Source organism: Roseateles saccharophilus (assembly GCF_004342485.1).
GTDB classification, from domain to species: domain Bacteria; phylum Pseudomonadota; class Gammaproteobacteria; order Burkholderiales; family Burkholderiaceae_C; genus Pelomonas; species Pelomonas saccharophila.
The window spans coordinates 47,208-73,039 of the sequence record NZ_SMBU01000027.1 but is presented as its reverse complement, the minus strand read 5'-3'; the positions used below and the strand labels follow the sequence as shown (position 1 = coordinate 73,039).

General features: G+C 67.6%; 21 protein-coding genes and 1 tRNA gene. 14 read left to right on the top strand and 8 right to left on the bottom strand.

Translation table 11 applies throughout. The annotated features are described in order from the left end of the window. From EV671_RS19240 to EV671_RS19230, 3 genes are all read right to left on the bottom strand, one after another. On the bottom strand, nt 1-596 hold a 596-nt coding region (locus EV671_RS19240; RefSeq protein WP_165917644.1), incomplete at its 3' end, for a DNA methyltransferase. Between the two features lie 615 nt (nt 597-1,211). Beyond that, a tRNA-Ser gene (locus tag EV671_RS19235) sits at nt 1,212-1,301 on the bottom strand. A 362-nt stretch (nt 1,302-1,663) separates the two neighbouring features. Continuing rightward, nucleotides 1,664-2,488 carry a symmetrical bis(5'-nucleosyl)-tetraphosphatase gene (locus EV671_RS19230; RefSeq protein WP_132574723.1) on the bottom strand — a complete coding sequence of 275 codons (825 nt, stop codon included), beginning with the start codon at nt 2,486-2,488 and terminating at the stop codon, nt 1,664-1,666. 146 nt (nt 2,489-2,634) lie between these two features. On the opposite strand from EV671_RS19230, the gene EV671_RS19225 reads away from it, so the two are divergent. The 4 genes from EV671_RS19225 to EV671_RS19210 all read left to right on the top strand — a co-directional run bounded on the left by EV671_RS19225 (nt 2,635) and on the right by EV671_RS19210 (nt 6,002). Further along, complete coding sequence (locus tag EV671_RS19225) at nt 2,635-3,939, top strand: hemolysin family protein (RefSeq protein ID WP_132574721.1); 1,305 nt, start codon at nt 2,635-2,637, stop codon at nt 3,937-3,939. After that, the gene (locus EV671_RS19220; protein WP_132574719.1) at nt 3,936-4,670 is read left to right on the top strand and encodes a SapC family protein; all 735 of its coding nucleotides are present in this window, start codon (nt 3,936-3,938) and stop codon (nt 4,668-4,670) included. Before EV671_RS19225 ends, EV671_RS19220 begins: the two co-directional genes overlap by 4 nt. A 118-nt stretch (nt 4,671-4,788) precedes the next feature. Next, nucleotides 4,789-4,986 carry a hypothetical protein gene (locus EV671_RS19215; RefSeq protein WP_132574717.1) on the top strand — a complete coding sequence of 66 codons (198 nt, stop codon included), beginning with the start codon at nt 4,789-4,791 and terminating at the stop codon, nt 4,984-4,986. A 332-nt stretch (nt 4,987-5,318) separates the two neighbouring features. Continuing rightward, nucleotides 5,319-6,002: an N-acyl amino acid synthase FeeM domain-containing protein gene (locus EV671_RS19210; RefSeq protein ID WP_132574715.1), complete on the top strand. Its 684-nt coding sequence runs from the start codon at nt 5,319-5,321 to the stop codon at nt 6,000-6,002. A 5-nt stretch (nt 6,003-6,007) separates the two neighbouring features. On the opposite strand, the gene EV671_RS19205 is transcribed toward EV671_RS19210, so the two are convergent. Then, nucleotides 6,008-6,739, bottom strand: coding sequence for an IclR family transcriptional regulator (locus EV671_RS19205; RefSeq protein WP_132574713.1), 732 nt, complete (start codon nt 6,737-6,739; stop codon nt 6,008-6,010). A gap of 71 nt (nt 6,740-6,810) precedes the next feature. On the opposite strand from EV671_RS19205, the gene EV671_RS19200 reads away from it, so the two are divergent. The 10 genes from EV671_RS19200 (at nt 6,811) to EV671_RS19155 (ending at nt 19,861) form a co-directional block, all read left to right on the top strand. Next, nucleotides 6,811-7,779 (top strand): MBL fold metallo-hydrolase, encoded by a 969-nt coding sequence (locus tag EV671_RS19200; protein ID WP_132574711.1) that lies wholly within the window; start codon nt 6,811-6,813, stop codon nt 7,777-7,779. 3 nt (nt 7,780-7,782) lie between these two features. After that, nucleotides 7,783-9,363, top strand: coding sequence for an FAD-dependent oxidoreductase (locus EV671_RS19195; protein WP_132574709.1), 1,581 nt, complete (start codon nt 7,783-7,785; stop codon nt 9,361-9,363). Further along, nucleotides 9,360-9,560 carry a DUF2783 domain-containing protein gene (locus EV671_RS19190; protein WP_132574707.1) on the top strand — a complete coding sequence of 67 codons (201 nt, stop codon included), beginning with the start codon at nt 9,360-9,362 and terminating at the stop codon, nt 9,558-9,560. Before EV671_RS19195 ends, EV671_RS19190 begins: the two co-directional genes overlap by 4 nt. Beyond that, nucleotides 9,553-10,845, top strand: coding sequence for a homogentisate 1,2-dioxygenase (hmgA, locus tag EV671_RS19185; protein ID WP_132574705.1), 1,293 nt, complete (start codon nt 9,553-9,555; stop codon nt 10,843-10,845). The genes EV671_RS19190 and hmgA overlap by 8 nt, the downstream gene beginning before the upstream one ends. Further along, entirely contained in the window at nt 10,842-12,077 is a 1,236-nt protein-coding gene (fahA, locus tag EV671_RS19180; protein ID WP_132574703.1) for a fumarylacetoacetase, read from the top strand. Before hmgA ends, fahA begins: the two co-directional genes overlap by 4 nt. A 221-nt stretch (nt 12,078-12,298) precedes the next feature. Further along, a complete protein-coding gene (locus tag EV671_RS19175) occupies nt 12,299-14,902 on the top strand; it encodes a TonB-dependent receptor (RefSeq protein ID WP_132574701.1) in 2,604 nt (867 codons plus the stop codon). Between the two features lie 167 nt (nt 14,903-15,069). After that, nucleotides 15,070-16,389, top strand: coding sequence for a sugar MFS transporter (locus EV671_RS19170; protein WP_132574699.1), 1,320 nt, complete (start codon nt 15,070-15,072; stop codon nt 16,387-16,389). A 683-nt stretch (nt 16,390-17,072) separates the two neighbouring features. After that, a complete protein-coding gene (locus tag EV671_RS19165; protein ID WP_243655807.1) occupies nt 17,073-18,395 on the top strand; it encodes a Fic family protein in 1,323 nt (440 codons plus the stop codon). 697 nt (nt 18,396-19,092) lie between these two features. Beyond that, entirely contained in the window at nt 19,093-19,398 is a 306-nt protein-coding gene (locus tag EV671_RS19160; RefSeq protein ID WP_243655806.1) for a type II toxin-antitoxin system Phd/YefM family antitoxin, read from the top strand. A 7-nt stretch (nt 19,399-19,405) separates the two neighbouring features. Beyond that, nucleotides 19,406-19,861 carry a PIN domain-containing protein gene (locus EV671_RS19155; protein ID WP_132574695.1) on the top strand — a complete coding sequence of 152 codons (456 nt, stop codon included), beginning with the start codon at nt 19,406-19,408 and terminating at the stop codon, nt 19,859-19,861. Between the two features lie 474 nt (nt 19,862-20,335). Here EV671_RS19155 and EV671_RS19150 read toward each other — a convergent pair whose 3' ends face one another. The 4 genes from EV671_RS19150 to EV671_RS19135 form a co-directional block, all read right to left on the bottom strand. After that, nucleotides 20,336-21,823, bottom strand: coding sequence for a tryptophan halogenase family protein (locus EV671_RS19150; protein WP_132574693.1), 1,488 nt, complete (start codon nt 21,821-21,823; stop codon nt 20,336-20,338). A gap of 155 nt (nt 21,824-21,978) precedes the next feature. Further along, the gene (locus EV671_RS19145) at nt 21,979-23,493 is read right to left on the bottom strand and encodes an ATP-binding protein (RefSeq protein ID WP_132574691.1); all 1,515 of its coding nucleotides are present in this window, start codon (nt 23,491-23,493) and stop codon (nt 21,979-21,981) included. Further along, complete coding sequence (locus tag EV671_RS19140) at nt 23,483-24,202, bottom strand: response regulator (RefSeq protein ID WP_132574689.1); 720 nt, start codon at nt 24,200-24,202, stop codon at nt 23,483-23,485. The genes EV671_RS19145 and EV671_RS19140 overlap by 11 nt, the downstream gene beginning before the upstream one ends. Beyond that, nucleotides 24,199-25,500 carry an ABC transporter substrate-binding protein gene (locus EV671_RS19135; protein WP_132574687.1) on the bottom strand — a complete coding sequence of 434 codons (1,302 nt, stop codon included), beginning with the start codon at nt 25,498-25,500 and terminating at the stop codon, nt 24,199-24,201. Before EV671_RS19135 ends, EV671_RS19140 begins: the two co-directional genes overlap by 4 nt. Between the last annotated feature and the right edge of the window lie 332 nt (nt 25,501-25,832).

Here is a 25,832-nt window from a genome sequence, read left to right as displayed (position 1 = left end):
CACGTAGAACGAAGGCGAACTGAGCATCGCGCGCGTGCAGCCAGTCGCGCCAACGCCGCACGGTGCGCCGATCCAAGCCACTGCGGCGTGCGCAGGCGATACAGCTCTCGATGATCGATGCAGATCGCAATGACGCCGCCTGGCTTCAGCATGTCGCGCATCATCCAGATGCGGGGGGTCATGAAGCGCAGCCACTTGGAGTGGCGCGAGCCATCCTCCTTGGGCACAACGTCGCCCAGGTCGGGGTCGTTAGGGTCCTTGTCCCACTTGTCGTTGTAGCGAAAGTCTTCACCTGTGTTGTACGGCGGGTCCGTGAGGATCAGATCGATTTGCCCACGGTACTTGTAGAGCGTCACCATGGCCGACAGGTTTTCGCCGTCCATGATGATGTTCTGCCCCTGCGCCTGCGCGTCGCCCACCGATGCACGCTGGTGGATCTTGGTGAGCTTGGGTTTGACCTGACGGATGATCTGCCACGGTGCGGTACGGCCCGTGTACGACATGATGATGCCGTCTTTACCCGCCTCTGCGCGCTCTGCGTCGTGCTGTTCGAGCAAGCGGATCAAGTCTCCGCGCGTCAACTGCTCGTATGCCATTCTGGGTCTCTCGTTATGGAGGCCCTCTAAAGGGCCATGCTTTCACGGCAAAAAGCCGTGGCCTGCATTGCTGCTTACGCCACGGCGTTAGATCGCTATACTGTATTTTTATCCAGCATCAAGCGCAAGCCAAACGCGGCGAGGCTACCAGCGTTTCTGACTGTTTTTCCGGTGCGCTGTGGCGTTCTTGCGCTCTCTATGTCGCTAGAGGAGACGAACTCCGCAGGTTTGGGTCCAGGCCCCTTCAACGCTGCTAAATACGTGTAGCAGGAGGACAGGATGAGACTGGAAGAAATCGAGATCGCTAGCGCGGACAAGAGGCGCGAGCAACAGCTAAGGACTGGAGCAGCGGTGGCAGCCGCGAAAGCTGCGCAGCTTCGGACGCAGGCGGACGACGCAGGTAGCAAGGCAGCGAAGGGCGCGCGCCAGGATCGTCCAATCAAGCCGAAGCCGCCGTCCACGAAGACGATCAAGCCAAAGGCCTAGCGCTGTCGACCGAGTGTCGAGAGAGGTCTGCGCGAACATCGCGCGACACGACACGTCCGGAAAATGGTGCCCATTTGTTGGACGCGGTCAGCTTTCTTGAAGAAAGCGTTACACGGACTTGAGGCGTGCTGGCGGAAGCGGTGAGATTCGAACTCACGGAAGGCTTCCGCCTTCGTCGGTTTTCAAGACCGATGGATTAAACCACTCTCCCACGCTTCCTGGGTCAGTTGTGGAGTGTAGCCGGGCGGCAGGAACGCGCCTGCTTTTGGCTGACTTTGCAAGTCTTTGCACGATTGAAAAGAAGAAAAAATCCTTTCAAATCAGTGGCTTGCATTTGAAGCAAAGTCTTTCAAGACCGATGGATTAAACCACTCTCCCACGCTTCCTGGGCTGGCTATGGAGTGTAGCCGGGCAGGGCCGTCATCCCAGTTTTGGGCGGACTTTGCAAGTCTTTGCATGATCAAAAAGATGGAAAAGTCTTTTCAAATCAGCAACTTGTATTTGAAGCAAAGTCTTTCAAGACCGCTGGATTAAACCACTCTCCCACGCTTCCGAGGGCGGCGCATTCTAAGGGACGGGGCTCAGGCGCCCGGCTTCTGCGCCTGTTCGCACTGCACCTGGATGATCTCGCGCGCCGTGCCGTCCACGCGCGCCGCGGTGAGCTGGCCGCCCCAGACGCAGCCGGTGTCCAGGCCGAGCAGCTTGGGGCGCTCCAGCAGGCCCAGCGTCGACCAGTGGCCGAAGGCGACGGGCACGTCGGCCGTGCGGCGGCCCGGTGCGTCGAACCAGGGCATGAAGCCCTTGGGCGCGGCGCCCGCGCCGTCCTTGGTCTTGAAGTCCATCGTGCCGTTGGCGGTGCAAAAGCGCAGCCGGGTCAGTACGTTGATCGTGAAGCGCAGCCTTGCGGTGCCGGCGAGGTCGGGGGCCCAGCGGGCCGGTTCGTTGCCGTACATCGCGTGCAGGAAGTCGGGCAGGTCCGGGCCGCGCAGCACGGCCTGCACCTCGGCGGCGGCGGCGAGCACGTCGTCGCGGCTCCATTGCGGCACGACGCCGGCATGCACCATCAGCCAGCCGGCCTCGAACAGGGCCAGGTGTTGCCGGCGCAGCCAGTCGGTCAGGGCCTCGCGGTCGGGCGCCGCGAGGATGTCGTCCAGCGTGTCGCCGCGGTGGGTGTGGCGCACGCTGTGGGCCATGGCGAGCAGGTGCAGGTCGTGGTTGCCGAGCAGGCAGCTCGCGGCGTCGCCGAGGGCCTGCAGGCGCCTGAGCGTGGCCAGCGACTGCGGCCCGCGGTTGACGAGGTCGCCGAGCAGCCAGAGCCGGTCGCGTGAGGGAGAGAAGTCGATGAGGGCGAGCAACCGTTCGAGGGCATCGCAGCAGCCCTGGACGTCGCCGATCAGGTAGTTCATGTGTGGCCGGAGATGAAGGACGCGATGCTAAGGCCGCCCGCATCGCCCTCGGGAATATGCGATGGGCGCTGTCATGCCCATCTGATAGTCTCCCGGGCTTCGTTTTTGCCTCCCGCGCCCCGGGTTTTCCCGCTCGGGCGCCTTCGATGGATACCGCTCTCGTTCTCTTTCTGATCCTTCTCAACGGCCTGTTCGCGATGTCGGAAATGGCCTTGACCGCAAGTCGCAAGGCGCGGCTGCAGGTGATGGTGGAAAGCGGCGAGGGCGGTGCGCAGGCCGCGATGGACCTGCACGACAACCCCACCCGCTTTCTGTCGACGGTGCAGATCGGCATCACCGGCATCGGCGTGCTCAACGGCATCGTCGGCGACGCGGCCTTCTCCGGCCCGCTGTCGCACTGGCTGACCGAGACCTTCCGCCTGAATCCGCACGCGACCGACATCGCCGCGACGGCCCTGGTCGTCGTCATCATCACGCTGCTGACCATCGTCTTCGGCGAACTGGTGCCCAAGCGCATCGGCCAGATCTACCCCGAGACGGTGGCGCGCCTGGTGGCGCCGACGATGAACTTCATGTCCATCGCGGCACGCCCGCTGGTGCGTTCGCTGAGCTTCTCGACCGAGGCGACGCTGAGCCTGCTGGGCCTGCGCAACAGGGGCGCGCGCGGCGTGACCGAGGAGGAGATCGCGGCCAGCCTCGAGGAAGGCCTGGACGCCGGCGTCATCGAGGAGCACGAGCACCAGATGGTGCGCAACGTGTTCCGCCTGGACGAGCGCCAGATCGGCTCGATGATGATCCCGCGCGCGGAGATCGCCTGGCTGGACGCCGAGGCCAAGCCGGCCGAGGTGCTGGCCGTGCTGCGCGAGCATGGTTTCAGCCGCTACCCGGTCTGCCGCGGCGGCTTGAACGACGTGCTGGGCGTGGCCTCGGCGCCGGCCCTGCTCGCGCGGCTGCTGGACGGCCAGGCGCTGGACCTGACCGAGGGGCTGGAGGCCCCGCTGTTCGTGCCCGAAACGCTGTCGGGCATGGAGCTGCTGGAACATTTCCGCGTGTCGGACGCGCCGCTGGTCTTCGTCGTCGATGAATACGGCGAGGTGCAGGGCGTGATTGCCGTGCGCGACGTGCTGGAAGCCATTGCCGGGGAATTCAACGCCCCGAGCGATGGCGACGCCTGGGCGGTGCAGCGCGGGGACGGGAGCTGGCTGATCGACGGCCTGATCCCCGTGCCCGAGCTGAAGGACCGCCTGGGCCTGAAGGAACTGCCCGAAGAGGACCGTGGGCGCTACAACACCCTGGCCGGCATGATCATGCTGTTGCTGGGGCGCTTGCCGCGCACGACCGATGTCGTGGAGTGGGACGCGTGGAGATTCGAGGTCGTGGACCTCGACGGCAAGCGTGTGGACAAAGTGCTGGTCAGTCGTCTGGCCGATGAACCTGGAGAGAAAACATGAGCAACCCCCCGATGTATGGCGAACTGCAGCCGCTGGACCGCGAAGCCCACAAGAACCTGAAGCTGGACACGAGCCAGGCCGTCGTCAGCCGCGTAGCCGACCAGAACTCGGTCTTCCTCGCCGCCGTCGAGTTCGGTGACGCCTGCAAGGAATACCCCATCGTCTTCGTGCGTGCCGGCGAGGGCGGCCCCGAGGGCAAGCCCGCTGTCGCGCCGCTGGCCGTGCTGGGCCTGAAGCCCGGCTCCAACCTCTACGTCGAAGGCGACAAGTGGACGGGCGGCTATGTGCCGGCCTATGTGCGCCGCTACCCCTTCGCGATGGCCCGCCTGGACGGCAATGCCGACAACCTCGCCGTCTGCTTCGACGGCAAGTGGGCCGGCTTCAATGAAACGACCGGCGAGGCCCTGTTCAAGGACGGCCAGCCGAGCGAGTTCCTGATGAACGCCAAGGGCTTCCTGGAGAACTTCGAGCAGGAAGCCGAGCGCACCCGCCTGATCTGCAATTTGCTCGTCGAGATGGAGCTGTTGCGCGACATGCGCTTCGAGGCCACGCTGCCGAGCGGCGAGAAGATCGACGTCGAAGGCTTCCTGGCTCTGGACGAGAAGAAGTACGCCGAGCTGGCCGACGACAAGGTGCTGCAGCTGCACCGCAACGGCCTCATCGCGCTGATCGAGATGCACCGCCTGTCGATGGGCAACATGAACCGCCTGGCGGGCCGGTACGCGGCCTGACCCCCGCGGCGCTTGCCCGGAGGCCACGCCCAGCGTGGCCTTTTTCTCTGCTGCGCCCCGCTCCCGGAGACGCCCATGCCCCGACCTCCTGACGAGGACCGCCTGGACGACTTCGACCATGGCCTCGCGCGCCGCCATCGGCGCCTACATCGAGGCCGTGCGCGGCGGTGGCATGGCCGCCCTCGCCGCTGCCGCGCTGGCGTGCTACGTCGATGCCGGGCTGCGTGCAGCCCGCCCCGATATCGAGGCGGCGCTGCGCGACACCCTGCGGGTTCAGGCCCGGCGGCCTATGCCCAGCCTGTACCGCGGTGCGTGACGCCGACCTGCGCGGCGCGCTGGCTCGCTGAGCCGGGCCGACCCTGGTCATCGGCGGGGCGCTGGAAGGCGCCGTGCCGCCCGGGTGCCCGCGGCATGGCCTCGGCCAGGGCCCGCGGGCGCGGCTGTGCCTGCTCGAAGGCGCTTCGCACCTGGGGCCAGTCGAGCATCCGGCCGCTTTCAAGGCCGCCGTGACCGCCTTTCTAGGGGGTGGGTAAACCCCGCGAGGGCGGTGATTTATGTGTATCGGTGTGTGAGTGATCGGGAAAAATCACCTTTCAATCCCTAGACTCCCCAGTCCGGCGTGTTGAGCCCCAGCCAAGGATGCAGTCGATGATCCCCTTCTTCAAAGAAAGCCAGCGCGCCCCGCTGAACCCCTTCGGTGGACCGCCGCTGGAGCTGAACAGCGATTTCGGCGCGATCGAAGGGGATGCCCTCGACCTCGTCGAGCGCCGCTACAGCGACCGCGGCCTGCTGACCCGCGAACGCTTCAGCAGCCGCAACGAGGATGGCGACGTCGTCTGCACGGCGCGCGACGGCGAACGCACCATCGGCACGATGAGCGTGCGCTTCGATGGCCATGGCGGCCTGCATACCGACCTGCTGTTCGCGGCCGAACTGGCCGAATGGCGGGCGGCGGGCATCACGCTTTGCGAGTTCGGCAGCCTGGCCGTGGATCGCCATGCCCCCGAGTCCAAGCGCGTGCTCGCGCAGATCTTCCACCTGGGCTATCTGCACGCCCACCGCCGGGCGCGCTGCAAGCGCCTGGTCATCGAGGTGAACCCGCGCCACGTGGCCTTCTACCGCCGCTGGCTGGGCCTGCTGCCTTATACGACGCCGCGGCACAACCCGCGCGTCGATGCGCCGGCCGTGCTGATGAGCATCGACTTCGACACCATCCGCGAGCAGATCGCGCTGCTGGGTGGCCGCCCCGAGGCGATGTCGACCTCGCGCAGCCTGTATCCGCTGTTCTGGGGCCCGGCCGCCGAGGCCGCGATGCTGGCCAAGCTGCCCTGAGTCTCTTAGGTTCGATACCCCAGCCGGCCTGACAGCAGGCCAGCCGCCTCGCGCAGTGCGGCCACCAGCGGGCCGCCTGCGGCGGTATCGAAGCTCGCGCTCGGGCCGATGGCCGTCAGCGCGAGCACCAGCCGCCCCGACGCATCGAAGACCGGCGCCGCTGCGGCGCTGACGCCGGGCACCACACCGTCCCGCGAGGTCGCCATGCCGGCCTCCAGCACGGCCGCCGTCGTGGCGGCGTCGGGCAGGGGCTCGCCCAGCGACGCCGCGTCCTTCGCCCGCAGCGTTGCGAACAGCCGGCCCGAGGCCGTGCCCGCCAGGCTCATCACCGTGCCGTGGCGCATGCTGACGTGCACCGGCGTCGGCCCCTCGGCCACGCGCACGATGGTGGGGCCACGCGTGCCCCAGACCGCCATCGCCACCGTGTGGCCGAGCTGCAGGGCCAGTTCCTCGATGACCGGCGTGGCCAGCCGCACCGGGTCGTACTGCTGCAGGCTGATGAGACCCAGCTGCAATGCCAGCGGGCCGAGGCCATAGGGGCCGCTGCCGCCGTCCTGCTCCACCAGGCCCAGCTTGATGAAGCTCACCAGATAGGGGTGGGCCTTGGCCGGGGCCATGCCCGCCTCGCGGGCCAGGTCCTTCAGCGCCATCGGCCGGCCCTGGTGGGCCAGGGCCAGCAGCAACTGGCCGCCGACCTCGATGCTCTGGATGCCTCTTGGGGTCTTGGCGTTGTCCATTTGAAAATTCTATATTGCTGAATTGATTTGTAATAGGTTAAATTCAACTCAACGACAACCGGAGACAGCCGATGACCGCGAAAGCCTTTGCCTCGCAAGCCGACCTGGAAGAAAAGCAGGTCAGCTTCGAGCGCCTGTCCGAGCATGCCTGGGCCTACACGGCCGAGGGCGACCCCAACACCGGCATCGTCATCGGCCGCGACGCGGCCATGGTGATCGATACCCAGGCCACGCCCGTCATGGCGGCCGACGTGATCCGCCGCATCCGCGAGGTGAGCAGCGTGCCGATCAAGTACGTGCTGCTCAGCCACTACCACGCGGTGCGGGTGCTGGGGGCGTCCGCCTTCAAGGCCGAGGGGCTGGAGCAGGTCATCGCCAGCGAAGCCACGCTGGCCCTCATCAAGGAGCGCGGCGAGCAGGACAAGGCCAGCGAGATCGGCCGTTTCCCGCGGCTGTTCCGCAATGTCGAGTCCGTGCCGCCTGGCCTGACCTGGCCGACGCTGAGCTTCTCGGGCCGGCTCACGCTGGACCTGGGCGGCGTGAAGGTCGAGATGTTCTCGCCCGGCCGCGGCCACACGGCCGGCGACACGGTGGCCTGGCTGCCCGGCGAGCGTGTGCTGTTCAGCGGCGACCTCGTCGAGTTCGATGCGACGCCCTATTGCGGCGACGCCCATTTCGAGGACTGGCCGGCCACGCTGGACGCGATTGCCGCGCTGGACGCCGCCGCCCTCGTGCCCGGCCGCGGCCCGGCGCTGAAGGGCGTGGAACAGGTGGCCGTGGGCCTCGCGGGCACGCGCGCCTTCGTCAGCGAGCTGTACGCGGCCGTGCAGGCCGGCGTGAAGGCGGGCGAGGAGCTGAAGTCCGTCTACCAGCGCACGATGGCGGCCTTGCGGCCCAGGTATGGCCACTGGGTCATCTTCGACCACTGCATGCCCTTCGACGTGACCCGTGCCTACGACGAAGCCGGCGGCACCGCCCATCCGCGCATCTGGACGGCCGAGCGCGACGTCGAAATGTGGAAGGCGCTGGAAGGAGCCTGAGCCATGCAGCTCCCGACCTACCCCTACCACCAGAGCCTGGAGCAGCGCTCCGGCCAGCCGCAGCGCCGGCCGGTCGTCGTCGTCGGTGCCGGCCCGGTCGGGCTGACGCTGGCGCTGGACCTGGCCAGGCGCGACGTGCCCGTCGTCGTCATCGACGACAGCGACCACATCGGCAGCGGCTCGCGCGCGGTCTGCTGGGCCAAGAAGACGCTGGAGGTGTTCGACCGCCTCGGCGTCGGCGAGGCCGTCGCGCGCGAGGGCGTGCGCTGGCAGCGCGGCCGCGTCTTCCACGGCGAGCGCGAGGCCTACAGCTTCGATCTGCTGCCCGAGGCCGGCCACAAGATGCCGGCCATGGTCAATCTGCAGCAGGACCAGGTCGAAGCCCGCCTCGTGCGCGCCGCCCAGCTGGAGGCGCGTATCGAGCTGCGCGGCCGGCACGAGCTGATCGGCCTGGAGCAGGATGGCGAAGGCGTCACGCTGAACGTGCGCACGCCCGATGGTCTGTTCGACATGCGTGCCGACTGGGTCGTCGCCTGCGACGGCGCGCGCAGCCCGACGCGCGCGATGCTGGGCCTGGGGTTCACGGGCCAGGTCTTCGAGGACCGTTTCCTGATCGCCGACGTGACCCTCGCGCCCGGCGCCCGGCCGCGTGGCCTCGATCCGGCCCGGCCCGAGCGCTGGTTCTGGTTCGACCCACCCTTCCACCGCGGTCAGTCCGTGCTGCTGCATGCGCAGGCGGACGGCCTGTGGCGCATCGACTTCCAGCTCGGCCGCGATGCCGACGTCGAGGCCGAGAAGCAGCCCGAGCGCATCAAGGCGCGCGTCGGCGCGATGCTGGACGGCGCGCCCTTCGAGCTGGCCTGGTCGTCCATCTACCAGTTCGCCTGCCGGCGCGCGGAGCGTTTCCGCGTCGGCCGCGTGCTGCTGGCCGGCGACGCGGCCCACCAGGTCTCGCCCTTCGGCGCGCGCGGCGCCAACAGCGGCGTGCAGGACGTCGACAACCTCGGCTGGAAGCTCGCCGCGGTGCTCAGGGGCGAGGGCGGCGACGTGCTGCTGGACAGCTACGAGTTCGAGCGCATCGAGGCGGCCGACGACAACATCGGCCACTCCACGCGCGCCACCGACTTCATCAGCCCCAAGAGCTTGCTCAGCCGGCGCCTGCGCAAGGCCGCGCTGGACCTTGCCGAGCACACGGAGTTCGCCAAGCCCCTGGTCAACAGCGGCCGGCTCTCGTTGCCGACCGAGCATGTGGATTCGCCGCTGAGCACGCTGGACGACCAGGTCTGGGCGGGCGGCCCCAGCCCCGGCTTCCCGGCGCCCGACGCGCCGCTGGAGCAGGGCGGCTGGCTTTGCGAAGCCCTGGCCGGCGACTTTGCGCTGCTGGCCTTTGGCTGGCCGGTGGCGGTGGAGGGTGTCAGGCTCATCACGCTGCCGGGCGAGGGCCTGGCGGCCACGCGCTATGGCGCACGGCCGGGCAGCCTCTACCTCGTGCGGCCCGACGCCATCGTTGCGGCGCGCTGGCATGCCTTCGATGCCGCGGCCGTCCACGCGGCCGTGGCGCGCGCCCATGGGAGGCCCGAATGACCCAATTGAACCTGACCCCAAATTTCGGTGACGAGGCGGATGCCTTCTACGCCGAACTCATCGCCGCGCAGGCCGACCTGGGCGACGAGCAGGCCGCCGACTGGCTCGCGCGGCTGACCCTGATCCTGTGCAACCACATCGGCGACCGCGAAGTGCTTAGGCAGGCCTTCGAACTGGCCCACAAACACCATGACTGAACTGACCTCATTGAAATACCTGACGGGCTTCGGCAACCAGCACAGCAGCGAGGCCGTGCCTGGCGCGTTGCCCATCGGCCGCAACAGCCCGCAGCGTGCGTCGCATGGCCTCTACGCCGAGCTGCTGTCCGGCAGCGCCTTCACCGCGCCGCGGGCGCAGAACCAGCGCACCTGGCTCTACCGCCGCCAGCCCGCAGCCGTCGTCGGTGGCTACCAGCCGCTGGCCCATGCGCTGTGGAAGAGCGGCGCCGCCGCCGGCGAGTCCGCGCCGCCCGACCCGTTGCGCTGGGGCCCGACGCCGCTGCAGGGCGAGGGTGACTTCGTCGACGGGCTGCGCAGCTATGCGGTCAACGGCGAGGTTGGTGTCGGCGGCATGGGTGCGCTGGCCTATGTCGCGACGCGCGCCATGGGCCGCCGCGCGCTCGTGAACGCCGATGCCGAGATGCTGCTCGTGCCCCAGCAGGGTCGGCTGCTCATCACGACGGAGCTGGGCCGGCTGGAGGTCGCGCCCGGCTTCATTGCGCTGCTGCCGCGCGGCATGGCCTTCAAGGTCGACCCGCTGGACGTTCCCGCGCGCGGCTATGTCTGCGAGAACCATGGCGCTTCCTTCCGCCTGCCCGAGCTCGGCCCCATCGGCTCCAACGGCCTGGCCAACCCGCGCGACTTCGAGGCCCCCGTGGCCTGGTACGAGCAGGAGGCCGGCGAGTACGAGATCGTCAAGCGCCACGGCGGCCAGCTCTGGCGCGCCACCCAGAGCCACAGCCCCTTCGACGTCGTCGCCTGGCATGGCAACCTCGTGCCCTGCCGCTACGACCTGGCGCGCTTCATGACGATCAACACCGTCAGCTTCGACCACCCCGACCCCAGCATCTTCACGGTGCTGACCAGCCCCAGCGACACGCCCGGCTGGGCCAATGTCGACTTCGTCATCTTCCCGCCGCGCTGGATGGTGGCCGAGGACACGTTCAGGCCCCCCTGGTACCACCGCAATGTGATGAGCGAGTTCATGGGCCTGGTGCTGGGCCAGTACGACGCCAAGCCCGAGGGCTTCAAGCCCGGCGGCGCCAGTCTGCACAACAGCTATGTGCCGCACGGCCCCGACGCCGAGGCCTTCGACAAGGCCAGCAACGCCGACCTGAAGCCCCACAAGCTGGAGGCCACGCTGGCCTTCATGTTCGAGACCCGCTGGCTTCTCAAGCCCACCAGCTGGGCGCTGCACGACGCGCCGCTGGAGAGCAATTACGCCGACTGCTGGCAGGGCCTGAAGGACGAATTCAAAGCATGAGCCACATCGACCACACCCACGATCCCGCGGCCCTCTCCTGGGTCGCCTCGGCCAACGACCCGGCCACCGACTTCCCGCTGCAGAACCTGCCGTTCTGCTCCTTCCGCCGCGCCGGCACGCCGGAGCCCTGGCGCGTCGGCGTCGGCATCGGCGACCAGATCCTGGACCTCTCCGCCTGGGGCATCACCGACCTGAACGCACTGATGGCCCGCCCCGGCAGCGAGCGCCGCGCGCTGCGCCATCGCCTGTTCGACACGTTGAAGGAAGGCGCCCCCGAGGTCGAGCTCGTGCCCCAGGCCCAGGCCGAGTTCACGCTGCCCTGCCGCATCGGCGACTACACCGATTTCTACACTGGCATCCATCACGCCCGCGCCATCGGCCGCCTGTTCCGCCCTGACAACCCGCTGCTGCCCAACTACCAGTGGGTGCCCATCGGCTACCACGGTCGCAGCTCCTCCATCGTCGTCAGCGGCACGGCGCTGCGCCGGCCCAAGGGGCAGGTCAAGCCGCCGGACGCCGAGGCGCCGGTCTTCAAGCCCAGTGCCCGCATCGACTGCGAGCTGGAACTGGGCCTGTTCGTCGGCCCCGGCAACGCCTTGGGCGAGCCCTTCGGCATCGACGAGGCGGACGAGCACGCCTTCGGCCTGACGCTGCTGAACGACTGGTCCGCCCGCGACATCCAGCCCTGGGAGTACCAGCCCCTCGGCCCCTTCCTGGCCAAGAACTTCGGCACGACGATCTCGCCGTGGATCGTCACGATGGAGGCGCTGGAGCCCTTCCGCATCCCGTTCACGCGGCCGGCCGAAGACCCGCAGCCGCTGCCCTATCTCGACTCGCCTGCCCACCGCGCGAATGCGAGCTACGACATCGAGCTGGAGGTCTGGTTCAAGACGCCTTCGATGAGCGCGCCGACGCGCCTCTCGCGCTCCAACCTGCGCCATGCCTACTGGTCGCTCGCGCAGATGCTGACCCACCATGCCAGCAACGGCTGCAATCTGCAGCCGGGCGACCTGCTGGGCACGGGCACCATCAGCGGCCCGACCCAGGCCGAGTCGGGCTCGCTGCTGGAGCTGACCGCGGGTGGCAAGCAGTCGATCACCTTGCCGAACGGCGAGCAGCGCACCTTCGTGCTCGACGGCGACCAGCTCGGCCTGCGTGCGTTCGCCGAGAAGCCCGGTTTCCGACGCATTGGCTTCGGGCCTTGCGACGGCGTCATCCTGGCTGCGACCTGAGGCTGTCTTGCGCCTTCGTAACGTCGGCGCAATGAAGTCCAACAAAGCGCAACGTCCTGCGCAGGACGTTGCCGGCCCCGCTAGATTGCCGGCACTGAGCAGGGGCCGAGCACAGGAGACAAGCCGGCCCCTGGTCTTTCCGAGTCGCGCCCGACCCGGCGGTTGCACCGCCGCTACGGCGCCTTGTTGTCCGACAGAACTCGTTGCCCAGGAGCACCTACGTGGCCAAGCCTCACTTCAAGCAGAACCTTTTGCCCCATCTCATCGGTCTGGCGCTGGGAAGCGCAGCCGTCGCGCCAGCCCTCGCCCAGGAGGCCGCGCCCGCAGCGGGTGCCCAGCAGCTCGAGACCGTCGAGATCCGCGGCGTGCGCGCGACGCTGAAGAAGAACCTGTCCGAGAAGCGCGAGTCCGGCAACATCGTCGACTCCATCAGCGCCGAGGACGTGGGCAAGTTCCCCGACAAGAACGTGGCCGACTCGCTGCAGCGCGTGCCCGGCATCTCGGTGGACCGCATCTGGGGCGAGGGCAAGGCCATCTTCGTGCGCGGCACGGACAAGAACCTCAACATGACGCAGCTCAACGGCCAGGCCGTGGCTTCGTCGGAGTGGTGGCTGAACGAGCCGCAGACGCGCAGCTTCAACTACGACGTGCTGCCCTCCGAGATCGTCGGCAGCCTGGACGTGTTCAAGAGCCCGTCGGCCGACCTGGACGAAGGCAGCATCGGCGGCCTCGTCATCGTGAAGACACGCAGGCCCCTGGCCTTCAAGGACCAGCTCACCGTGCAGGCCGCGGCCGAGGCCATGTACAGCAAGCTGCCGGGCAAGACCGACCCGCAGCTTTCGGGCCTGCTGAACTGGAAGAACGACGCCAAGACCTTCGGCGTGCTGCTGGCCATCAGCAGCCAGAAGCGCCATATGCGCCGCGACGGCCTGGAGCAGTTCTCCGACGGCAAGTACGACATCCAGGACCAGAACGGCAACGTCACCAATGCCTATGCGTCCTGGGGCGGCGGCTCGGCCATCTTCCGCCAGGAGCGCGAGCGCACGACCACCAACCTGGCCCTGCAGTTCCAGCCCAATCCGGCCACCGACATCGTCCTGAACCTGATGGATTCGGACATGAAGATGAACAACAACAACCAGAACTACCTCTGGCAGGCCGGCGGCCTGGCGGTGGGCGGCGTGATCAGCGTCACCGACCCGAAGTTCATCTCCACCTCCGACGGCAGCAAGGCCCTGGTGGGCGGCACGGTCGGGCCCAAGACCGGCGTGTCCTTCGAGCCCATCTACCGCCAGTCCTACATCAAGTCCCGCGTGGCCGACCTCGACGGCAGCTACCAGGCCGGCAACTGGAAGCTGCACGGCCAGCTCGGCACCACGTCCAGCGAGGGCGGCAGCTCGCATGACCGCCACTTCTGGATGGAGGGCGACACGCGCACGACCATCAGCCTCGGGCCCGACCACTACGGCGTGAAGTACCTCGACATCAGCCCGCTCGACCCCAAGGCGCTGACGCTGAAGTCCGGCGACGACCGCGTGCGCCGCATGGAAGGCCGGGAGAACTACGCCCAGGGCGACGTGACCCTCGACATCGACAACAGCGTCATCACCGCGGTGAAGTTCGGCGCCAAGCTGCGCGACAACACGCTGAAGAACACGCGCACCCAGGGCAGTGCCGGCCCAGGCTCGGCGGGTTGGCAGTCCTTCTCGCTGGCCGACCTGTCCAGCGGCCCGTCGCCCCTGCTGAGCCAGGCCGCGGCCACGAGCGACGCACTGACGCAGTACGCCTGGTTCGACGACGGCCTGGTCGCGAGCAAGGGCATCCCGATGTTCGACAAGGCCATGACCTACAAGGACGTGCCCAACGAGGACTACCGCATCAACGAGCGCATCTCGGCCGTCTACGGCAGGGCCGACTTCGCGGCCGGCAAGCTGCGCGGCGACTTCGGCCTGCGCGTGGTGCGCACCGAGCAGACCTCGGAAGGCTTCCTCGGCAATGCCACCGGCGGCTTCTCGCCCACCAGCGTGAAGAACAGCTACACCGACGCGCTGCCCAACCTGAACGCCATCTACGAGCTGAGCAAGGAAGTGGTGCTGCGCGGCGCCATCGGCAAGACCATGGCCCGCCAGACCTTCGACCTGCTCAGCCCCGGCCTGCGCCGCGACGGCACGGTGCTGAGCAAGGCCTACGCCGGCAACCCCATGCTCAAGCCGGTGCATGCCAACCAGGCCGAGTTCGGCGCCGAGTGGTACTACGCCGACGCGGCCCTGCTGTCGGGCACCTTCTTCGTGAAGAAGCTCGACACCTTCACCTACAAGGCCTCCAAGTCCGAACAGGTGGGCAGCGAGACGCTGACGGTGGAGCGCCCCTACAACGCCGACAACGGCGCCGACATCAAGGGCTTCGAGCTGCAGTGGCAGCAGCCCTTCGGCCACAGCGGCTTCGGCACCGTCGTGAACTACACCTACACCGACGCCGTGGCCGGCGCCGTGGCGGGCCAGCCCCACCTGAAGGTGCTGGGCAATTCGCGCGACCAGTTCAACTTCAGCGGCTACTACGAGCAGGGCTCCATCAGCCTGCGCATCTCGTACAACTACCGCTCCAAGAGCTATGGCGACGTGGAGATGGGCGGCCAGGTCGTCAACGCGGCCTACGGCCAGTGGGACGCTTCGGCGAGCTGGGACGTGACGAACAAGATCACGGTCTACGCGAGCGCCGTCAACCTCAACAACGAGGTCATCCGCTCCAACACCGTGGACGGCATCCCCATCGGCGTCTATGAGAACGGGCCGCGCTACAGCTTGGGCGTGCGCGCGAAGTTCTGAAGCCCCTCGTCCAGCCTCGCCTCGCTGAACGCGGGCGAGGCTGACCGGCCCCCCGAGGGGACGGCGATGCGTGCGGCGTTGCGCCGCACGCATCGCCCGCGGGCCGGCTTGGGGCGGCCCGGCGCTCGTCCCGCGTTTCATCCGTCGCCTTTCGTTGCGCTGCGTTCATGCACACAAAAACACCTACATCTCCGGCAGGCCAGGGCGTGCTGCTGCCCATGATCTTCATCGGGCTGATGTTCTTCATCCTCGGCTTCGTCACCTGGCTGAACGGCTCGCTGATTCCCTTCCTCAAGATCGTCTGCGAGCTGAACAACTTCCAGGCGCTGTGGGTGGCCTTCGCCTTCTACATCGCCTACACGGTGATGGCGCTGCCGAGCGCGGCCATCCTGGCGCGCATCGGCTACAAGCGCGGCATGACCGTTGCGCTGGGCGTCATGGCCGCCGGCGCGCTGGCCTTCATCCCGGCCGCGCGCTCGGGGGCCTACCCGGTCTTCCTGCTCGCGCTGTTCACGCTGGCCAGCGGCATGACGTTGATGCAGACCGCCATCAACCCCTACATCGTCTGCATCGGGCCGCGCGAGAGCGCGGCCATGCGCATCTCCATCATGGGCCTGTTCAACAAGGGCGCCGGCATCGTCGTGCCCCTGGTGTTCACGGCGCTGATCCTGTCGGGCATGGAGCGCTTCTCCGATTCGGCTCTCGCGGCGCTGGACGCCGCCGGCCGCGACGTGCTGCGTAGCGAGCTGTCCCAGCGCCTGGTCTTCCCCTATGCCGTGATGGCCGCGGGCCTCGTGCTGTTCATGGGGCTGATCCATTTCTCGTCGCTGCGCGAGCCCGAACTGGAGGCGGCCGATGCGCCGTCCGGTGAAGTGAGGCGCTGGGGCGTGTTCCAGCATCCGCAGGTGGTGCTCGGCGCGATCGCGCTGTTCGGCTATGTGGGCGTCGAGGTCATCGCCGGCGACACCATCGGCCTCTACGGCCGCCAGCTCGGCGTGGCGCACTATGGCGTGCTGACGTCTTACACGATGGGCTTCATGGTGCTGGGCTATCTGCTCGGCGTCGCGCTGATCCCGCGCTGGTTGTCGCAGCGCATGGCCCTCGTCGCCTCGGCCGTCACGGGCCTGCTGTTCGCCAGCGGCATCGCGCTGAGCTCGGCGACCGGCAGCGGCCTGTCGCAGGCCCTGCTGGGCTGGGCGGGCGTGCCGGCCGTGCCGGATACGGTGTTCTGCCTCGCGCTGCTGGGCCTGTCCAACGCGCTGGTCTGGCCGTCCATCTGGCCGCTGGCCCTTGAAGGCCTGGGCCGGTACACCGCCGCGGGCTCGGCCCTGCTCATCATGGGTATCGCGGGCGGCGCACTCATTCCGATGCTCTACGGCCACCTAGCCGACGTGAGCGGCCCGCAGCACGGCTACTGGGTCATGCTGCCCTGGTACGGGCTGATCCTGTTCTATGCCTTGTTTGGCAGCAAGCGCAGGCGCTGGTGAGCCGGCGGCTGGGCGTCGCGTCATTGAGCGTGAAGGTCCGGCCAGCCCAGATTCCACGCAACGGCGCCGGCCATGGCATTCCAATGGCATGCCGCGTGCGCCGCACGATGGGTGCGGAATTCAGCGCCGCCATGCAATGAGTTCAGGCCGCGTCGCGGCTCTTGGGGCCGGTTGATTTGCAGCGGGAGCCGTCTGCCGGTCCCGGCAGCCAGGCTCACGGTGTCGGACACACCACGGTCATTGCTGCGCGATATTGATGGCGGCGGCCACGGCAGGTTTCGGCGTGGCAGGTGACGCCGGCGCCGTGGTCTGACCGACGGCGACCCGAACGGCCACTGTTTGGCGCCGTGAATCTCCGCACCCGACCCATAGCGGAAATAGAAACAAGCCGCGCGTGCTTACCGGAAAGCTGACGTATGGGCTGCTGGGAATCGCCTAACGGGACAAGTGGTGCGCGTGCGCTGACACCGCTGCCAGGCGTTCAAAATGGCGCTATTTGGCGCATAATTGATATCTACGCCACCAATCGATGGCGCTCAGGATGGCGCTAACTGGCGCAAGAAACTCTCGCGACTTCAATGCCGATCTCTCCCACCCCTCTCCAGCGTTCGCAAGAAGCCGTGCTAGCCGACCCACGGCAGCAGCGCCTTCTTGCCGTGATCCCGGCGCCACCTCTGCCGGCTGTGGCGATCGACGGCATTGAGCGGCTACTGATTCCTCCGCCTGCACGCCGAACGTTGCAGCGCTGGCTGAACGAGCTCACCGCGCATCAGCTGGTCGAACGCCACGGCGAAAAGCGTGGCGCGCGCTATGCACTGAAGCTCGCACCAGGCTCCCGTCCTGGAACCCAGCGCTTGGGATTGCAAGTCACCGAGCCATACATCCGCGTATCCGAGGCCGGGGCAAGCATCCGCGACGCAGTGCGGCTGCCGGCACATTTGCGCAAGCCGGTCGGCCATGAGGAAGGACTCCTTGACAACTACGAGCCCAACGTCACGTACTACTTGAGTCAAGAGCTGCGCCAGGGGCTGCTGGCAATGGGAAGCCCCCCCGCGGACACCGTGCCGGCTGCTGGCACGTTCGCAAACGACATTCTCGATCGTCTGCTGATCGACCTGTCCTACGCGTCGTCGCATCTAGAAGGCAACACCTACAGTCGTCTAGACACGATGCAGCTGCTCGAGAAAGGCCAAGCCGCGGAGGGCAAGGCAGCGATCGAGACCCAGATGATCCTGAACCACAAGGAGGCGATCGAATTCCTTGTGCACGATGCGTCTTGCACTACGGTCAATCCAAGCGCGATCAAGAGCTTGCATGCGCTCCTCTCCGATGGCCTGATGCGCAACGACGCCGACGTCGGAAGGTTGCGCGATCGCGGCGTGGAGATCGCGGGAAGCGTTTACAAGCCGCTAGCCTCCGGCCTAGCGATCGAAGCCGAATTCGGGATGCTCATCGAGAAGGCGGCAGCCATCCTCGATCCCTTCGAACAGGCGCTGTTCCTGATGGTGCAGTTGCCGTACCTGCAGCCGTTCATGGACGTGAACAAGCGCGTCTCACGCTTGGCAGCCAACATTCCGCTCATACAGGCCAACCTGTGCCCGCTTTCGTTCATTGACGTACCGGTCAACGCGTATGTCGATGCGGCGCTCGGGGTGTACGAGCTGAACCGCGTCGACTTGCTTCGCGACGTGTTCCTTTTTGCGTACGAGCGATCGTGCCAGCAGTACACGGCCGCCAAGCAATCGCTCCGGCCGCCCGACCCGTTCCGCAATCGCTACCGTCGCCAGATCGGAGCAACCATCAAGGGTGTGGTGCAAGCTGATCTGCCGGCGGATGTGGAGTCCATCGCACTGCACGTGCCTGAGGACGTCCCAGCCGAAGATCGTGAGCGCTTTCAATACATGGTTGCTGACGAGATCGCTGCAACGAATCCTGACAGCGCAATCCGATTCGGATTGCGTCCGCTCGAGTTCGACGCCTGGCTCAAAGCGCACGGGAAGGCCTAGCGACCGGTCGCGACAGTTGTTCTAGAGTACCGACCACAGATTCTCCAGTGATTCGGTCAGCAATGTCGCCGTAAGCAAGCGGACGATGATCCGCCTGGCGGTTCATGGCCACAGTGATTTGACGGCCGCAAAGCAGCCGCCGGCGAACGGCAGGTTGTGGCCGGGATTGCCAGTTCGCCGGCTTCATACAAACCGGTCAGTCAGCGGGAGCCGCACGGCGGCCGATTGCCTCAGGTCGATTTCATCCCCAACATTGATGACCGCTGACGGTGCCGACGCCATCCGTTCGCACCCGGCCACGAGCCGCCGGTCGTCGATGGCGGCTTTCGGGAACCCCAGGTAGCCTGTGGCTATGAGTGCAATCGAAGATCCCCTGGTCACTGAAATCCGAACGTTCTTGGACTCCTATGCGGAGCATGACCCGGACTGTCCGGCGTTCGATGCTGTTGGCCCTGCGGTACGCGACCCAGCCAACTGCGTATGCGGCCTGACGCTCCGCGAGCCGGAACTGCTCTCGAAGCTTCAGCAACGGCTGTTATCGTCTGAGTGCTAGGGCTGCCCTCGGCCATCTGCGGCCGCTCACGACAGGCGGCTACGAGACGGCTCACGTCGCTTGGCCGTCCCGCCAGCCAGGTTCCATCCCTCCTCTTGCTTTTGTGTACACATTGATCCACAATGCCCAGCACGCAAGATGCTCATGGAGTTCAACATGGAAAGCGCAAGGGTCGGCATTCGTGAGTTTCGCGCGGGGCTTGCCGAGTTCATCGCGTCAGACACACCTGTCGCGGTCACCCGGCATGGCCAAACGGTGGGCTACTTCATCCCGACACACGGCCAGTCCGAAGCCGATGTCGTCGCGCTGAAGAAGGCAGCAGCCGAGCTGGATCGCCTCTTGGCTGCCAGGGCGGTCGACGTCGGCGAGGTTGCATCGGAGTTCAAGGCTGCGCGTAAGGCAGGCACAAAGCAGCAGAGCAAGACTGACGTTCGTTCGAAGCTTGCGTGATCAGGCGATGAGGCAGCGCGCCATCGTCCTCGATGCCAACATCTTGATCCGCGCTGTTCTGGGGCAGCGTGTGCGCGAGCTGATCGTGGAGTCTCTAGCTGACGTGAGCTTTTTTGCTCCGGACACCGCCTTCGACGAAGCGCGCAAATACCTCCCCGGATTGTTGGAGAAGCGAGGTGTCGACGGCGTGGCTGCCCTCGCCACGCTCGACGCACTTGAGGCCGTGGTACGCCCGCTGGACTCAGAGATGTACCGGTCATTTGAGCAACGCGCCCTCGCACGCATAGGGGAACGCGATGCCGACGACTGGCCAGCGCTGGCCTGTGCATTGATGTTGGATTGCCCCGTTTGGACCGAAGACGCCGACTTCTTCGGCACGGGTGTCGCCACCTGGACGACCAGCCGGGTCAAGTTGTACTTGTCACCTGACGAGTCTCTCTCGCCCGAAGAGTCTGCAGGGTGAAATCGATTGGCCGATACGTAGGCTGGGGCCTAGGGCTGCTGACAAGGACGGCGCATCGGAACACATGTCAGGCGCCCTGAGGCCGCCGGCTCCGGGCGGAGTCGTTGTGCCTTGGGAGCGGTGATGCCGCAAGAGGTACTCCCAAGATCGAACGTCGAGACCGACCGACTGCAGGCAGGCGCCGAATTCCGCAGTTTCTAGGTCCGCTCAGGGTCGTGAGTTCCAGTTCGCCCGAGCCGCGACCGGTCATTCGGGGCCAAGCTGTACCCACCAGCCGGCGAGTACCCGGTCTCGAAGGTGAAGCAGTCGTCGACGCCGGCATGCGTCGAACGACCGCTGAACGCTGCCGCTGACATTCAGCTGGCGAGCGGCGAATGACTCTGACCGGCCTAAAGCGACGCTCGGTACACCCAATGCCCAGCAGGTCAGTTTGTTGCCGACGCGGCTGAACGAGAGGCGTCTTTCCCGACCGCCTCACCCGCCCATCAACTGGCTGCGGTGCGAGCTGAATGCCCTTGCCATCTGGTGCAGGCGTGCCCTGGCCTGGCTAGCCGTGACTGATTGCGGCGCCGGCCGCAGCTCCGCCGGAAAGCGCCCCATTCCCGCTAACAGCGCATACCAGGACGGCCGCAGATACATCAACGCCGAGCCGTGGCGCTCCAGCTCGGCCTCGAAGTCGCCGCCGCCATCCCACACGTCCAGCAGGCTGGCGAGCCGGTCGGAGATGTGGCGGTTGGCGCGGTTGGCCCGCCAGTAGTCGGTGTCGCTGCGCGTGTTGAGCTGGTAGTGGGCGACGACATAGTCGCGCACGCCCTCGAACATCTCGTTGACGCGGCGGTTGTAGGCGTCCCGCCGGCCGGGCTCGAAGCCGTTGCCTTCGAGCGCGTCTATGAAGCCCTCGACGCTGAACTGGATCAGCATCAGGGCCGTCGCCTCCAGCGGCTCGATGAAGCCTTGCGAGAGCCCGACGGCCACGCAGTTGCGCGACCAGTGCTTGTCGGCGCGGCCCACGCGCATGCGCAGCCGCCGCGCGCTCGCGCCCTCGGCCGCGGCGCCGAGGTGCGCGCGCAGCTCGCGCTCGGCCTCGTCGTCTCCGATGAAGTCCGAGCTGTAGACATAGCCGTTGCCGTAGCGCGTGGTCAACGGGATCTGCCAGGCCCAGCCGTGGCGCAGCGCGGTGGACACGGTTTCGGAGGGAAGGTCTTCGCCCTCCACCAGCGCGGTCGGGATCGCGATGGCGCGGTCGTTGAACAGGTTGTCGCGATAGGGCAGGAAGGCCTGGCCCAGCGTCTCGTTGATGAGCAGGCCCTTGAAGCCGCTGCAGTCCACGAACAGCTCGGCGGCGATGCGCGTGCCGCCTTTCAACTGCACGGCGGCGATGTCGCCGCCCTCGTGCCGCTCGACGCGCGCGACCGTGTCGACGATGTGGCGCACCCCCAGGCCGAGGGCGTGCCCGCGCAGGAAGGCGCCGAGCCTGCCGGCGTCGAAGTGGTAGGCGTAGTCGGTGCCCGGCCCTTCGCCTGCGTAGAGGGGCGCGCGGCGCTGGCGGGCCAGCTCGGCGGCGAGGAAGAAGTCCTGTGGGTTGGCGTCGGCCGCCTGGCCGCGGCGGCGCAGGCAGGCATTGGTGAAGAACTGATTGCCGAGCTCCCGGTCGGCCTCGTTGAAGAAGGGATGGACGTAGCTCTCGTAGCCCGCCACGCGGCTCCAGCCGGGAAAGCGGATGCCGCATTTGTAGGTGGCGTCGCAGGCCGGCATCCAGTCGCGCTCGGCCAGCCCCAACGTCGCGAAGAAGCGGCGCAGATAGGGCGTCGAGCCCTCGCCGACGCCGACCGTGCCGATCTCGGCCGATTCGATCAGCGTGACGTCGATACCGAGCCGGGCCCAGCGGTGGCGCAGCAGGTTGGCCGTCATCCAGCCGGCGGTGCCGCCGCCGATGATGGCGATGTGTTTCGGTGCGGTCATATCAAGTGGTCATTTGGGTCGTGCACTTGGCGGGCCGAGCGCCGGGCCGCTCCCTAGCCGGCCCGCGCTGGCGACGTGCTTGCGGCTCGATGCCGCTAGCATCGCCGTCCCCTAGGGGGACCGGCCAAGGTATTCCTTGGGCGAGGGGCTCACAGTCAGCCCGCCGGTAGAGCCAGGCGCACTTCGAAGCCGCCTTCGGGGTGGTTGCGAAAGCGCAGCGTGCCGCCGTGGTCGCCGACGATTTCGCGGACGATGGACAGGCCCAGGCCCAGGCCCTCCTTGCGCATCGCGGCGCCGTGTTCCAGCCGCATGTAGGGCTGGCCCAGCCTGGCCAGCGCGGCCTCGGGCACGCCGGGGCCGTGGTCGCGCACGGTCACCAGCACCATGCCGTCCTCGCCGGGCGCAATGCCCACCTCCACCGGCTGCTGCTGGCCTTCCCCGTAGAACATCGCGTTGTCGAGTAGGTTGCCGATGGCGCGCTTGAGCGCCAGCGGCTTGCCGAAGACGGTCAGCGCCTCGCACTCCAGCTCGACCTTGTGGCCGCCCATGCGCGCGTCGCGCACCATCTTCTGCAGCACGAGGTCGATGCGCAGCGGCGCGCGGTTCTCGTGGATGTCGGTGTCCTTCACGATCTGCAGGGCCGTCTTGACCATCATGTCCAGTTCGTCGAGGTCCTCGTGGAACTCGTCCTGCACGGCGGGGTCGTCCAGCAGCTCGCTGCGCAGCCGCAGACGCGTGATAGGCGTGCGCAGGTCGTGCGAGATGGAGGCGAACAGCCGCTCGCGGTCGCCGATGTAGCGGCGGATGCGCTCCTGCATGTCGTTGAAGGCTTCGATGGCCTGGCGCACCTCCTGGGTGCCGCTGACGCGCAGCGGCTTCGGCGCTACGCGCCGGCCCACGCGTGCGGCCGCCTGGCTCAGGCCGGCGAGCGGGCGCGTGATGGCGCGCACGGCGATCAGCGTCAGCCCCACGGCCAGGCCCAGTGCCAGCAGTTGCGGGGTCAGGCGCTGCCAGGTGAAGAACTCCAGCTGTTCGAGGAAATAGGGGTCGGGCAGGGTGCTGCCGAGGTAGAGCCACTGGCCCGGTTCGGTCTCGGCCTGGATGACGAGGAAGGGCGCGGGCCGCTCGGCGGTGATCAGCGAGGGCTCGACCCAGCTCTCGGGCAGGTCGCCCAGCAGCGCGCCGCCGGGCGACACGCCCAGCGCGATGGGCGAGGCCAGGGCCACGCGCAGCCGCGTGTCCTTGGGTAGCTGGGCCGTCAGCTCCTGCGTGACCTGCTGCTCCAGCATCCGCGCCATGGGCTGGCCAGGCAGCTGGGCGACGGCCACCTCAGCGTTGTTGAAGAAGACGAGGAAGCGCGTGCCGCCCATCGTGCGCAGCTGCTCGATGAGCAGGGGCCGGTAGGCGGCCGGAAGCTCGCGCAGCGCGCGCACCGCGCCGATGGCGCCGCTGGCGACGTGGTGGGCGGCCAGCTCCGTCTGGCGCCGCACGCGCTGCTCGATCTGGCTGTACCAGACGAGGTTGACCGCCAGCTGCACGAGGGCGAGGCCGCCCAGCATGGCCAGCACGAAGCGGCCCTGCAGGCTGTCGAACAGGAAGCTCGCGAAGCGCTTGGGCCAGCCGCGCAGCGGCGCGGGCGAGCTCGCGTCGTCGGCCAGGTCAGGGGCCATGCCGCGAGGTCACCGTTGTCGAGAACACATAGCCCGAGCCACGCACGGTCTTGATCAGGGCCGGCTGCTTGCCGTCGTCCTGCAGGCGCTGGCGCAGGCGGCTGACCTGCACGTCCAGCGACCGGTCCAGCGGCCCCAGGTCGCGCCCGCGCGTGACCTCGGCCAGGCGGCTGCGGTCCAGCACCTCGCCGGGGTGTTCCACCAGCAGCTTCAGCAGCTGGAAGTCCATGCCCGACAGCGCGGTGGCCGTGCCGTCGGGGTCGATGAGGCTGCGCTCCAGCAGGTCCAGCGTGAAGCCGTTGAAGTCGTAGTAGCGCGGCTCGCGGGGCTTGTCCTGGCCGGCGCGACGGGTGATGGCCTTGATGCGCGCCAGCAGCTCGCGCGGGTTGAAGGGCTTGCCGAGGTAGTCGTCGGCGCCCAGCTCCAGGCCGACGATGCGGTCGGTCTCGTCGGCGCTGGCGGTCAGCATGATGACGGGCACCTCGGAGCGGCGGCGCACCGACTGGCACAGCGTGAAGCCCTCGGTGTCGGGCAGCATCACGTCGAGGATGCACAGGCTGATCTCGTCGCGGTGGCGTTCGAACTCGGCCATGAAGCTGGCGCCGTCGTGGGCCAGTAGCACGTCGTACTGGTTCTTCTCGAGATAGGTCTTCAGCAGGCTGCGGATTTTCTGGTCGTCGTCGACGATCAGGATTTTGCGCGGGGTCATGGAACAGCTTTCGTCTTGGGCGCCAGCGCGCGCAGCAGGCCCTGCAGCTTGCGCTGGGCGGCGGCGGGCGTCTGGGTCGGGTCCAGCGCGAAGCGGTGGACGGTTTCGATGATGGCGTTCTTGCCAACCTCGCCGAAGGCCATGCGGTGCACGAGGCTGGGTACGCGCGGCGTGTTCGGGTTGGCGAAGAGGTGGAAGGACGCCTGGGCGCAGGGGTCCAGCTCGTCCACCGGCACGTCGCGGCGCACGGGGATGGAGCCCTTGATGCGGTTGTAGCCCAGCTGCAGCGTGGCGCTGCCGAGCAGCTCGGCCATCTTTTCCTGGTCGGCCTGGGAGCCGCCGTTGCCGGCCAGCATGGCCAGCGTGTCGATGCTGTACAGGTGCGCCTGTGCAGTGCCCGGCACGGCCTTGCAGCTGAAGTCGCGCTCGCCCTCCAGCCCCATCGCGCCCAGCTCGCCGCGGGCCCAGTCGCCCGTGATGAGCATGGCGGCGCGTTCGTTGGCGAAGTCGGCCACGACATCGGTCCACGGGCGCTCGCCCGGCGCGGTGGTGGCGCCCACGGGCTGGGCCAGGTTGCGCCAGTTGCGCAGGCGCTGCAGCGCGCGTGCCAGGGCCGGGTCGTCAAAGGCAGACAGGTCGCGCTGCTCCAGCATGCGCCGGTACAGCGCGGGGCCGGCCTCGCTGAGTAGCATGGCTTCGAAGACCGTGACCACCTGCCACGGCTCGTCGCTGAAGGCCACCGGCGTGATGCCGGCGGCGCGCAGCTTCACGGCGGCGCGCTCCAGGCCGTCCCAGTCGTTGGGCAGTTCCAGCCCCAGGCGCTTGAACACCGCCTTGTTCAGGTAGAGGTTGTTGATGCGCTGGATGCCCAGCGGCGCGGCGACGACATGGCCGTGCACCGTCACCTGCGCCATGACCTGCGGGAACATCACCTTGGACCAGTTGCGCTTGGCCGCCACGCCGTCCAGCTCAAGCAGCAGGCCCATGTCGGCCCATTCGGTCATGGACTGGCCGTTGAGCTGCGCCACCTTGGGCGCCATGCGGCGCAGGATGCGCTCGTTCAGCACCTTGATGGCGGGGCCGCCACCGCCGCCGGCCACAGCGCCGTCCACCCATTTCAGGCCGTTCTCGGCCATGCGCGCGGCCACATGGTTGGCCGCGGCGCGTTCGCTGGCGGAAGTCCACCAGTGCAGCACGTTCAACTCGCCCGCGCCGTCCACCGGCGCAGGCAGGGGCGCGCTGGCCGCGAGGGCTGCGCAACACCAGGGCAACACCGCCAACGCCAGCATGCAGCGCATCTTGGGGGCGGCACGGCGCGCCCCGTCTTGCGTTTTGTACGAGTTGCGTAAGCTTGTGTGACTCAAGGGGGCTGCCGACTGCCGCAGAGGCGCGCGATTGTCCCGGTCCGGCCGCCGCGCGGCGATTGGGGCTTATGCCGGCCACAAAGCGGGGCGTGGCCGGCCCGTTTTTCGTGCAAAGACCGATTGCTGCGGTACACCAAAGGGGCGCCCTGCACCGCGACAGGGCTGTCATGGGCCGTAAGCGTGCGCCTCGGCGGGGCGCGGCCGGGCGTGACGAAGTGCATGGGCTGGCACGGGGCTTGCGCTCTGCGGACTCGGCTACCCGACCC